We start from the raw sequence: 12,034 nt of genomic DNA, 5'->3' as shown, positions 1-12,034 counted from the left end.
AAATTTAGTCATGAGCCACCATAAGAAAGTACATTATTTGTATTTTATTGGGTTCATTCTCGATTTTTTTACGTATTCACTACAAGAATAAGATTGTTTAATATGCATTTTTTACCTTTAATTAATAGCTGTTACTTCTACAAAATAAAAGGAAGACTTCATGAAAAAACATATTCTACTTTCAGCGCTTTTGTCATGTTTATTCATCACACCATTTGCAGCGCAAGCCAATGATAAAGTAGGAACATTCTATAACCCACAATTATTCCAACAGGTATGTAAAGGAAAAAGTGAAGGTACGCCTGTCAGTTTCCCAAGTCGCGGTATTCTCTGGAATGGTACCTGCCAAGTGCAATTCTTCCCTTCTGCAAAAACCACGACTTTAAAAGGGGATGAAAAAGAACTGAGCAGTATCTGTAAAACAGATCCAAACTCTAAAGTAATCAATATTGAAGGTACCGAATTTAAAGGTAAATGTGCTATGGGCTATGCTGCTCCAGCACCTCAATAATTGAGTTATAAAAATCGAAATGAATAATCCATGATTATTCATTTCGATGATTTAGATTATATAACATCAAGCCTTTTACCCACCATGACATCATTGAAATCCATTTATTGCAGTTAAACCATCATATATCGTCAACATGAATCTAAGACATATCTCTGATCGCTGTTGATGCACACTTAAAATCATCCCTGCTGTCATGTTGCTTTTTTCAGCCAGATTCACCTTTATGATCAAGTGCTATCCGACACACAATAGCTCTAGAATTAAGTTTAATTTACAAGATGAATGATCAGAAAAAAGCATGGATTGAGCTAAAAATCATAAAATGATGTACTCCCTCAGAGCACCATCAATAAAAATACACAGTACACACCGAGATCAGCTACAATAGTGCTTTCATAAAAAGTTTAGGTTAGTTCCGTGAAGTGGTTACAAATTCATATTACTGTTGATCAAGCGCAAGTCGATTTTACTGAAACATTACTCGAGTCTTTAGGCGCAGTAAGCGTAACATTAGATGATGCTGAAAATCAGGATTTATTAGAACCACTTCCAGGTGAAACACCACTCTGGAACAAAGTGATTGTTACAGGTATTTATGCGCAAGAAGATCATGAACATATTGATGTTGATGCTTTAATTACGTTTATTGCTGCACAAATGCCAAATGCACCATTAAAACATGAATTTATTGAGGATCAAGAATGGGCATTAACATGGATGGATGCCTATGAACCGATTCAAATTAGTGAAAAATTCTGGATTGTACCTGAATGGATGGAAGCACCTGAACAAGATGCTGTCAATATTAAACTTGATCCAGGCCTAGCATTTGGTACAGGTAACCATGCATCTACTTTTTTATGTTTACAATGGTTAGGACAAACCGAATTAAAAGATAAAATAGTCATTGATTACGGCTGTGGCTCTGGCATTTTAGCAGTCGCTGCATTATTACTCGGTGCAAAAAAGGTTTACGCCACAGATATTGATCCACAAGCAGTATTAGCAACAGAACAAAATGCAGCACTTAATGGCGTTGCGGAAAATTTGTATGTGGGACTACCTGACGAATTCAATGAAACACTAAAAGATCAACAGGCAGATGTATTTGTAGCTAATATTTTAGCTGGACCACTCATGATGCTTGCCCCTCAATTTGCAACTCTGGTTAAACCACAAGGTGAATTTGCACTGGCGGGTGTGATTGATGAACAAGTCGATGAAGTTTCTCAAGTCTATGCAGACTTTTTTGATATTCTTAAGGTTGAAAAACGCGATGAATATTGGTGCAGAATTTCAGGTCAGCGTCATACAGCTTAAAATGAATTGCATCATATGACAAATTAACCATATTGTGCTTAAATCTTAAGCAAATCCATGTTCATTATTGATGATGATGCCAAGTCAACAAACCCAATGCCCTCGATGCTTAACCATATATCGTGTCAATCTGACACCATTAAAATTAGCAATCCGACAGGGTATGGTTTGTTGTCCGAAATGCTTAAATCGTTTACATACCTTGCACTGTTTTATCCATACACATCAGCCCACATGCTTTTATCCCCGATCTAAATTATCCCTATATCCATTAGCTGTGGTCACCACTCCGATTGAATCCAATCTCCCTATACTCGACATCTTTACTCGCCAGACTCAATATTCACAGCTAAGTTTAGAGCAATATTTAAATCATTTAAGCCCATCCCTACAGCAAAAAATCTCATCACGTTTGTCACCCCATGATGTGATCCCTAGCATTGATAGGTTAACTCAGTGCAAATTAGCCAAAACGACCTATATCCAATATCTACTCGCGTGCTTCTTTTTTTTATGATGACGATATATGGCTTGTTGCTAAGACTTTAATATGGGTCACTATCAAACTGATATCGAGGGGCTCTTTTATTGCTCAGCATTTCTGTGGTTGTATTTATCGCAAAGATTTTTAGTACACTTAACAGTACAAATATGACTGTGCATCACGCTAAATTGCTTTCATGATTATGATTTAGAAATGTTTCATGTCTGAATATTGAAAAAAACTATTAAAAATATAAAAAAAATGCAGTTTTCTTGCTCACTTTTTCTGTGAGAATGCTATTATACGCGCCACGAAAGCTATATGCTACAAACTCTTCGCTTAGTTCACAATAAAACCTACATAGCAAAGTACGCTTGATTACTATTTCATGCGTATGATGTAGATTTTTTTGTTTTTCATTTAGGCTGTAACAAAAATTTAATTATTGTTACGCTTATTTTTCGAACAATGCGTGAATTTGTGGCAAGCTATATACTAGTTTTAGAATCATCATTTTAGAATCACTATTTTGAATCTAAAATGAGATTCGCTTATTTCATAGACCACATTTATATATTACTTTACCCAAGTAATAGTTAATTTTCGGATTAATTCGCATGAATAGCAAATCTCCTATTTTTACTGCACAATCTGATGTCGCTCTTCGTATCCACGTAGATCGCGCAGTTCGCCATTATTTTGCACAATTGCAAGGCGAACAACCATCACAAGTGTACGATATGGTGCTAGCAGAAATGGAGAAACCTCTTTTATCTGTTGTTTTAGAATATACGCGTGGTAACCAGACACGTGCTGCTGAGATTCTCGGATTAAACCGAGGGACACTACGCAAAAAGTTGAAAGCTCACGGATTAATGAGTGAATAAATGATAAAATGCTTGCGGTTGCCGCGAGCATTTTTTTTAACCTTAGATTTTGACTAAAATTGTTTTAATTGTTAATAACTGTGACGAAGACATGACTATTAAACGCGCTTTAATCTCTGTATCAGACAAAACTGGTATTGTGGAGTTTGCACAAAACCTCGTAGCTCTAGGGGTAGAAATTTTATCAACAGGTGGGACTTACAAATTATTGAAAGATAATCAAGTCGATGTGGTTGAAGTTTCAGAGCATACAGGTTTTCCAGAGATGATGGATGGCCGTGTAAAAACACTACATCCAAAAATTCATGGCGGTATTTTAGCTCGTCGTGGTCTAGATGAAGCTGTAATGCAAGAACACCACATTGATGCGATTGATTTAGTGGTGGTTAACTTGTACCCGTTTGCTGCTACTGTGGCTAAACCAAACTGCACACTTGCAGATGCGATTGAAAATATCGATATTGGCGGCCCAACGATGGTCCGTGCTGCTGCAAAGAACCATGCATCAGTCGGTATCGTGGTGAATGCAAGCGACTATACTAGCGTTATTGCAGAACTTAAAGCACATGGTGCTTTATCTCATGAGACACGTTTTGATCTTGCGGTTAAAGCATTTGAACATACCGCACAATATGATGGCATGATTGCATCTTATCTTGGTGCACGTGTAGGTAAAGCGCAAGGCGAATCAGATCAGTTCCCACGAACATTCAACACACAATTAAATAAAGCTCAAGATCTTCGCTACGGTGAAAATCCTCATCAGGCCGCTGCTTTTTATGTAGAAGCAACAGCAACTGAAGCATCTGTTTCAACAGCAACCCAATTACAAGGCAAAGCACTTTCTTATAATAATATTGCAGATACAGATGCAGCATTAGAATGTGTAAAATCTTTTGCCAAACCAGCTTGTGTCATTGTAAAACATGCGAATCCATGTGGTGTAGCTGTTTCTATGGATGGTATTCATACGGCTTATGATCTTGCTTATGCAACTGATCCTGAATCTGCATTTGGTGGTATTATTGCATTCAACCGTGAATTAGATGTTGCAACTGCTCAAGCAATTGTCGATCGTCAATTCGTTGAAGTCATTATCGCACCAAGCATTGCAGAGGGTGTATTAGACGTAACTGCCGCAAAGAAAAATGTGCGTGTACTGGTTTGTGGTGAATTACCAGAAATTGATCAACGTCAAGCACAGTTTGATTATAAACGTGTCAATGGCGGTTTACTCGTCCAAGATCAAGACCTTGGCATGATTACAAAAGATGATCTCAAAGTGGTGACAAAACGTGCACCTACAGAAGCTGAGATTGATGATCTGATCTTCGCATGGAAAGTTGCCAAATATGTTAAGTCTAATGCGATTGTATATGCAAAAAATCGTCAGACTATTGGCGTTGGCGCAGGACAGATGAGTCGTGTCAACTCCGCACGTATTGCCGCAATTAAAGCCGAACATGCTGGCCTAGTGGTTGAGGGTGCAGTTATGGCCTCAGATGCATTTTTCCCTTTCCGTGATGGTATTGATAATGCAGCTCAAGCAGGTATTAAATGTATCATTCAACCAGGTGGTTCAATGCGTGATGAAGAAACAATTGCAGCAGCAGATGAAGCAGGCATTGCAATGGTCTTTACTGGCATGCGTCATTTCCGTCATTAATTGACTATAATGAATATTAAATTGGATCGTTAAATCCTCCAAACCCTCTTTATGATAAAGAGGGTTTTTGCACATTTTGTGTATCCTCCTCTTGGTATTTTTCCTTTTTCACGAAGGGACTAAGGGGGATTCAGTTCAAGGAATAAAACCGATGAATATTTTAGTTTTAGGTAGTGGTGGTCGTGAACATGCTCTAGCATGGAAAATCGCACAAGATCATAAAGTGGTAAAAGTATTTGTGGCACCCGGCAATGCTGGAACAGCCGATGAAACAAAATGTGAGAATATTGCTTTAGATATTCAAGACAATGCTGCCATCATCGATTTTGCTAAAAATAATGATGTTGCATTGATTGTCGTTGGTCCAGAGGCACCACTGGTCAATGGGGTTGTAGATGCTTGTAGTGCTGCCGGTCTTAAAATTTGGGGACCAACCCAATTTGCTGCACAATTAGAAGGCTCTAAGGCTTTTGCTAAACACTTCTTAAAACGTCATAATATTCCAACAGCTTTTTACGATGTATTTACTGAAGTTGATGCAGCAAAAGCATTTGTTGAACAACATGGTGCACCGATTGTCATTAAAGCCGATGGCCTAGCTGCGGGTAAAGGCGTTATTGTGGCCATGAGCAATCAAGAAGCATTTGATGCGATCGATGATATGCTTGCAGGGAATAAATTTGGTGATGCTGGCTCACGCGTGGTCATTGAACAATTTTTAGCAGGTGAAGAAGCATCTTTTATTTGTATGATTGATGGTGATCATATTTTACCAATGGCTACTTCGCAAGACCATAAGCGTATATTTGAAGCTGATCAAGGCCCAAATACAGGTGGTATGGGTGCTTACTCTCCTGCACCTGTCGTTACTGCGGCAGTATTTGACAAAGTCATGAATGAGGTGATGCGTCCAACGGTTGAAGGAATGAAAGCCGATGGACATGTTTATACGGGTTTCCTATATGCAGGTCTGATGATTGATGAGCAAGGTCAACCACGTGTCATTGAATTTAACTGCCGTTTCGGGGATCCTGAAACTCAACCGATTATGATGCGTTTACAATCGTCATTGGTTGAATTAATTGAAGCAGGTATCGCGGGTAACTTGCCTGCTGAAGCACAGTGGGATGAACGTAAAACTGTCGGTATTGTCTTGGCATCAAAAGGTTATCCAGAATCTTCCAGTAAAAATGATGTCATTTCTGGCTTAGATACAGTGATGGACGATGCCAAAATATTTCATGCTGGTACAGCAAAAAATAGTCAAGGTGAAATTATCACTGCAGGTGGTCGTGTACTTTGTGTCACAGCACTTGGCAATAGCATCGGTGAAGCACAGGCGAAAGCACTTGAATTGTGTCAAAAAGTGACTTTTGATGGTATGCAATATCGTAAAGATATTGGTTATCGCGCAATTGCTCGTGAAAATGCTTAGCCACTAGACTACGCTATCTTAGTTAAAAAATTGGACACCACAGCGTGTCCAATTTTTTTATATCGTCATCGTTTATAACCTTTGACTACAATTATAAATCAATTATGTGTTGGCTAGACGATAACCCATTAACGGATCAGAAATCGAATCCTGCCCAATTTCAATACGCCCTGCAAAACGACGCTGATAAGATGGATCCTGTTCAAGAGTAACCGTAAAATCATACCATCCGCCAAATTCATGCATATCCCAATGTAATTCCTGCTCATCAGGCGATGTTTCAACCTGCCATATGCGTTGTCCCAAATAAGCATTATCCTGAACGTTAAATTTAACTTTTTGAGCACGATCACTGCGCAGTTTTAAATAAATATCATGACTACATTCTGCATAACAGACACGGATTTCAGGCAGTGTATCAACTTGAATCTCCTGCCCTAAATGACCTTTAAAATGACGATGATAACCATTTGGCCCTAATATCCATAGATCATAAGCCAGTTCGGGAATATCAATTACATCATCAAGGGTCTTGCCTGCCTCAACCATATAACGATAAGGGATATCCTCTAAATTAAGCTGATTATAAACATGAAAAACGGCTGCTTGCTGTCCAGTATTCGCAAATTTTAACGTTAAACTTTTGCTATCAGCATCAAGCTGTACACTGCTATGTAAAATATAAGGTAACGCACGTGATGGACGTATACCTGTGGCTTGAGTTGGATATGCCTGCTGTATTGGATAAGTAATTTGCGGTAATAAACTTTGTTCACGACGAATGCTATCTGCAGCGACTTTACTGCGCGTTCCAGACAATTGTGGAAGTGCCAAATGATTGGGTGTTTTAAAATCAAAAGCAGATGTCAGATCACCACAAACTGCACGGCGATATGGACTAATATTCGGCTCATGCACAGCAAAACACTGCTCTAAAAATAAAATAACTGACGTATGATCAAATACCTGAGAATTAACCCATCCACCACGACTCCAAGGTGAAATCACATACATTGGGACACGTACACCAGGGCCATAGACCCCTATTCCATTACTCACCTCTGGATCGGTAAAATCGGGTTGTCCAGCAGATGCTTTAGGATGAATGGCATATTCAAACGCCATATCTGTATCGCCTAAAGTGGTTTTTCCATATACACGGCCAGATGAATCTCGTGATGGTGCACTAGGTGATGGTATATGATCAAAGAATCCATCATTTTCATCAAAATTAATCAGAAAAACAGTTTGGCTCCATAAATCAGGATCAGCCGTTAATGCTTCTAAAACCTGTTGAATATACCATGCACCTTGTACGGGGCTGGAAGGTCCGGGATGTTCACTATATGTCGCTGGTGCAACTAACCAACTCACTTGAGGCAAATTTTTTGTTGCAATATCATCCTTAAAGGCACCCAAAAAACCACCATCAGGCATCGTGTTGGCAATCCCTTTATATAATGGCTGCTGATGATCAATGGCTGGATCATAGGCTGGACAAATACCGTCATGTGTCACAGGCTGACCCGACTGCTCATTGGCTAAACGATATTGTTTAAAACCAGCCAAAGGATTGTCTGTAAAATTATCAGGCATATTCTGATAAACTTTCCAGCTAATTCCCGCTTGTTGTAACCGCTCAGGATAGGTCGTCCAACTATACCCTGTACTAGAAGGACCAATCATATCAAGATCATTGACGACACTCGCCACATTGGCGGCTGATGGACCATTGCTTCCTGTCCAAATAAACATTCGGTTCGAGTTTGTACCCGTATGCATACTACAATGATAGGCATCACATAAGGTAAAAGCATTGGCTAATGCAAACTGAAATTCAAGCTCCTGTTCTTTATAATATCCCATAGACTGTGGATGCTTATGCTTGACCCAATTCCCCATACGACCGTGATCCCAAGCATACTGACCATCTGTCCATGAATGTGGCGTACCGCTGACGCGTTGGGCATTCCCCAGACGACTATCGAGATGATAAGGATAAACTTGATTGTTATCTTGATCATACTGCTGCCACACTTTACGCTGATCTGATAAAGGAATGGTAAAGCGATCACCAAAACCACGTACGCCTTTTAAGGTACCAAAATAATTATCAAAAGAGCGATTTTCCTGCGTTAAAATTACCACATGCTTGACATCTTTAATCGTGCCTGTTTCTACCTTTGCATCAATTGCTAAAGCTTTTTGAATACTGAGTGGGAAACTGCTGATTACTGTACTACCAAAAATTATTTTGCTTGAATTAATTAAAAAATCACGACGATTCATTTGATTGTATTCCTTTATTTTAATTATGGTGCACAATGAATCGTACATGCGGGCTGAGAATCAGGTGTGGAAACAACAGTATCATCTCCCTCATTACACCCCGTCAACAACAGGCTATTCAATAATATTAAGCTTAAAATATACATTCGCATGATATTTACTACATGATTAATCGTCCTGATAATAAATCGTGTACGGATGACACCTTGATGATCGTTTCATCACATTTTGATGACATTGGCGCTATATTCCGTCCAGTCAACTTAAAATTGACTCGCTACCACAATCACCTAAAGAGTCTTTATCTATTTTTTAGATTTAGAATTGACAAAATTTTATATAAATATATAACTAAATGATCATTATCATTCATTTGAGAAATTAAAAACAACTAATTGTTTCATATACAATTTAACTGTAATTCAAAAAAACTATTACACTTTATATGCTAAGCATGCTGTTTTTATTCACTATATTGAATAAACTTTTATTGCTATGATAGCACCCATTTTACAGATACTGACTACTTACAACAGGCAATGATGACTCTCATTAATGTCGTATAATACTGAATGTACAGTATCTGAATGCTTATGTAGGATGATTCATGAAAAAATTACTTGGTCTAAGTGTTGCCCTGTTCGCTATTCTGCTGAGTGCATGTAGCAAACAGCCCGCGTCTCAAGATGCTGCAAAAGATGCTAAAGCTACAAATGAATTAGAAAAAATTCGTCTTGTATCTACAGGCCCAGATACTGATATCTGGAAATATATCGCTGCTTTACCTGAAACAAAAGCTGCGGGTATTAATCTAGAAGTCAATAATTTAAATGACTATGTGGTATTAAATACCGCTGTTGCAAATGGTGAAATGGATGTAAATGCATTTCAGTCATTTAACTATTTAGCTGCATATAATGCATCAAACAAAGCCAAAGTTTATCCTATTGCAACGACCTATTTGGAACCAATGGGAATCTATACCAATACCATTAAGTCAGTAGATGCTTTCCCTCAAGGCGCAACTATTGCTATTCCAAATGACACTGCCAATGAAGCACGTGCCTTATCATTGTTACAAGCTGCGGGTTTAATTAAATTAAAAGACGGTTTTGATTTGGGTAAAGGAACGGTAAATGATATCGTTGACAATCCAAAAAAATTACAGCTTAAACCCATTCAAATGACCACTGCCGTACGTGTTAAAAAAGATGTCGATGCAATTGTCTTGGGTAACACCTTGGCATTAGAAGGTGGCTTAAATGTACTTAAAGATTCAATCTTTCGTGAATCTGCAGATAAAAGTACTAAACTTTATGTCAACTTACTCGGTGTCGGTGAAGCACATAAAAATGATCCAAAATATACCAAGTTGGGTGAGCTATATCACTTACCAAAAGTACAAAAATATATTAATGATCAATTTGCAGGGACTAAAGTTGCGGTCAATAAACCTGTTAGTGAGTTTAGTGATACACATTAAATTATCATAATTGAATAACACACAGGAATGCCAATCAGTCTTACTGGTTGGCATTTTAAATTAATCATCCCAGAGATAATGTGATCTAAACCTTGCTGCAGAAAACAACCGTTAAATAGAAATCAATCACGCTGACTATTTAACAGAAATTAAATAGTAAGTTAGAATCTCTGCCCTTATCTTTGACAGATAAACCACTTGCGCTGTTTTTATTGACATTAGTTTTTGACCTTATGATTGAATTTAAAAATATTTCTAAGCACTACCAATTGAATGGTCAAACCGTACGTGCTTTAGATAACATTAATTTACAAATCCCGCAAAGCTGTATTTTTGGCATCATTGGCTATAGTGGTGCAGGAAAAAGTACACTAATTCGTTTAATCAACCTGTTAGAACGCCCTAGCCAAGGTCAAATCATGATTAATGATATTGACTTTACTGCTTTAAGTGCCAAAGAACTACGTACAAAACGCGCTAATATTGGTATGATTTTTCAGCATTTCAACTTACTGGAGACTAAAACGGTTGCTGAAAATATTGTCATGCCGTTGCAATTGTTAGGTTATAGTAAAGCTGAGCGTGAAAAACGCCTAGAAGAACTATTGCTTTTTATTGATTTAGCACATAAAAGAAATGCCTACCCCGATGAATTATCTGGTGGACAAAAACAACGCGTTGGTATTGCCCGCGCACTGGCGAATCATCCACAAATTTTACTGTGTGATGAAGCGACTTCTGCTCTCGATCCACAGACAACACAATCTGTACTCACACTATTAAAAAAAATCAATAAAGAGCAAGGTATTACCATTGTCATGGTCACACATGAAATGGATGTCATCGAATCTATTTGTGATTATGTAGCCGTCATGGAACAAGGGCGCGTAATTGAGTCTGGTTCTACCTTAGAGATTTTTAGTCAACCTCAACATCCCACTACACAAACTTTTATTCAAACTGTGTTACAACAGCAATTACCCGTAAATATTTTAAATAATTTGGCTGATAAACATCATAACAGTATCTATTGTTTAAAATTTTTAGGTCATTCGGCACAGGAAACAGTCATTCAAGCCGTGATTAAACAGTTTGATATTAGTTTAAATATCTTATTTGCCAATATGACTGAAATTAACGGCACAGTGATTGGTCAAATGTTTATCCAACTTTTGGGTGATCCACAACTTGTAGAAGCTGCAATCGCATTTCTTCGCGCACAAGGGGTTTCTGTAGAACAATCGAAGGGAGTTCAGCCATGAAAGACATGATTGTTGAGTGGTTAACTCAAATCACCGCACCATTTTGGACCAGCGCGTTGTCTATGGGACAATTTGTTACAGCATTACAAGAAACCTTTAATATGGTGTTCTTTTCAATGCTTTTTGGTTGTATTTGGGGAGTTACGCAAGGAATTATTTTAGTGGTCACACGACCTGAAGGAATTTTAGCCAATAAAATCATTTATTATGGGCTTAATCCAATTGTCAATGCACTACGTTCCTTACCCTTTATCATTTTATTAATTGCTGTTATTCCATTAACCCAATTTATTGTTGGAACATCGATTGGTACATGGGCAGCGATTGTACCATTAACTATTTATGTTGGACCTTATATTGGCCGTTTGGTTGAAACTTCGCTGCTAGAAGTCAATGACGGTATTATTGAGTCTGCTCAAGCGATGGGTGCAACACCTTTACAAATTATTTTTAAATTTATTATCCCTGAAGCCCGTAGCTCATTGATTCTTAATTTAACCACAGCCACCATTAGCTTAATTGGTGCAACAGCAATGGCTGGTGCTGTTGGTGCGGGTGGTATTGGTGATTTGGCAATTTCTTATGGCTACCAACGTTTTGATACAAGCGTGGTTATTTTGACCGTGATTGTATTGCTGGTTTTAGTCCAGATGGTACAAATGTTAGGAGAATGGTTGGCTCGCTTAAGATAGTC

Annotated in this window: 10 protein-coding genes; 9 read left to right on the top strand and 1 reads right to left on the bottom strand. The window is 38.1% G+C overall.

The window, feature by feature from the left end:
• Positions 1-160 precede the first annotated feature (160 nt).
• The 6 genes from QSG86_RS09945 (at position 161) to purD (ending at position 6,306) form a co-directional block, all read left to right on the top strand.
• On the top strand, positions 161-511 hold the full coding sequence (locus tag QSG86_RS09945) for a hypothetical protein (RefSeq protein ID WP_317031338.1): 351 nt from the start codon (positions 161-163) through the stop codon (positions 509-511).
• A 420-nt stretch (positions 512-931) separates the two neighbouring features.
• Positions 932-1,834 carry a 50S ribosomal protein L11 methyltransferase gene (gene prmA / locus QSG86_RS09940; protein WP_317031337.1) on the top strand — a complete coding sequence of 301 codons (903 nt, stop codon included), beginning with the start codon at positions 932-934 and terminating at the stop codon, positions 1,832-1,834.
• A gap of 70 nt (positions 1,835-1,904) precedes the next feature.
• Positions 1,905-2,351 carry an MJ0042-type zinc finger domain-containing protein gene (locus QSG86_RS16675; protein ID WP_410487466.1) on the top strand — a complete coding sequence of 149 codons (447 nt, stop codon included), beginning with the start codon at positions 1,905-1,907 and terminating at the stop codon, positions 2,349-2,351.
• A gap of 584 nt (positions 2,352-2,935) precedes the next feature.
• Positions 2,936-3,205: a DNA-binding transcriptional regulator Fis gene (gene fis / locus QSG86_RS09935; RefSeq protein WP_001086304.1), complete on the top strand. Its 270-nt coding sequence runs from the start codon at positions 2,936-2,938 to the stop codon at positions 3,203-3,205.
• Between the two features lie 91 nt (positions 3,206-3,296).
• The gene (gene purH / locus QSG86_RS09930) at positions 3,297-4,871 is read left to right on the top strand and encodes a bifunctional phosphoribosylaminoimidazolecarboxamide formyltransferase/IMP cyclohydrolase (RefSeq protein WP_317031336.1); all 1,575 of its coding nucleotides are present in this window, start codon (positions 3,297-3,299) and stop codon (positions 4,869-4,871) included.
• Between the two features lie 151 nt (positions 4,872-5,022).
• Positions 5,023-6,306: a phosphoribosylamine--glycine ligase gene (gene purD / locus QSG86_RS09925; RefSeq protein WP_317031335.1), complete on the top strand. Its 1,284-nt coding sequence runs from the start codon at positions 5,023-5,025 to the stop codon at positions 6,304-6,306.
• A gap of 102 nt (positions 6,307-6,408) precedes the next feature.
• Here the strand turns inward: purD and QSG86_RS09920 are convergent, their stop codons facing one another.
• Entirely contained in the window at positions 6,409-8,595 is a 2,187-nt protein-coding gene (locus tag QSG86_RS09920) for a phosphocholine-specific phospholipase C (protein WP_317031334.1), read from the bottom strand.
• 607 nt (positions 8,596-9,202) lie between these two features.
• Here QSG86_RS09920 and QSG86_RS09915 point away from each other — a divergent pair.
• The 3 genes from QSG86_RS09915 (at position 9,203) to QSG86_RS09905 (ending at position 12,032) form a co-directional block, all read left to right on the top strand.
• Positions 9,203-10,078, top strand: coding sequence for a MetQ/NlpA family ABC transporter substrate-binding protein (locus tag QSG86_RS09915; protein ID WP_317031333.1), 876 nt, complete (start codon positions 9,203-9,205; stop codon positions 10,076-10,078).
• A 233-nt stretch (positions 10,079-10,311) separates the two neighbouring features.
• A complete protein-coding gene (locus tag QSG86_RS09910) occupies positions 10,312-11,340 on the top strand; it encodes a methionine ABC transporter ATP-binding protein (RefSeq protein WP_317031332.1) in 1,029 nt (342 codons plus the stop codon).
• Positions 11,337-12,032, top strand: coding sequence for a methionine ABC transporter permease (locus QSG86_RS09905; RefSeq protein WP_317031331.1), 696 nt, complete (start codon positions 11,337-11,339; stop codon positions 12,030-12,032). Before QSG86_RS09910 ends, QSG86_RS09905 begins: the two co-directional genes overlap by 4 nt.
• The last annotated feature ends 2 nt before the right edge of the window (positions 12,033-12,034 follow it).

It is taken from the genome of Acinetobacter sp. SAAs474 (assembly GCF_032823475.1).
Classification (GTDB): domain Bacteria; phylum Pseudomonadota; class Gammaproteobacteria; order Pseudomonadales; family Moraxellaceae; genus Acinetobacter.
Note: the sequence above shows the minus strand (reverse complement) of the source record. Positions and strands in the feature narration are given on the sequence as shown.

Coding starts and splice junctions, on each gene's coding strand:
- QSG86_RS09945 (WP_317031338.1), top strand. CDS start 161: ATGAAAAAACATATTCTACTTTCAGCGCTTTTGTCATGTTTATTCATC.
- QSG86_RS16675 (WP_410487466.1), top strand. CDS start 1,905: ATGATGATGCCAAGTCAACAAACCCAATGCCCTCGATGCTTAACCATA.
- fis (WP_001086304.1), top strand. CDS start 2,936: ATGAATAGCAAATCTCCTATTTTTACTGCACAATCTGATGTCGCTCTT.
- purH (WP_317031336.1), top strand. CDS start 3,297: ATGACTATTAAACGCGCTTTAATCTCTGTATCAGACAAAACTGGTATT.
- purD (WP_317031335.1), top strand. CDS start 5,023: ATGAATATTTTAGTTTTAGGTAGTGGTGGTCGTGAACATGCTCTAGCA.
- QSG86_RS09920 (WP_317031334.1), bottom strand. CDS start 8,595: ATGAATCGTCGTGATTTTTTAATTAATTCAAGCAAAATAATTTTTGGT.
- QSG86_RS09915 (WP_317031333.1), top strand. CDS start 9,203: ATGAAAAAATTACTTGGTCTAAGTGTTGCCCTGTTCGCTATTCTGCTG.
- QSG86_RS09910 (WP_317031332.1), top strand. CDS start 10,312: ATGATTGAATTTAAAAATATTTCTAAGCACTACCAATTGAATGGTCAA.
- QSG86_RS09905 (WP_317031331.1), top strand. CDS start 11,337: ATGAAAGACATGATTGTTGAGTGGTTAACTCAAATCACCGCACCATTT.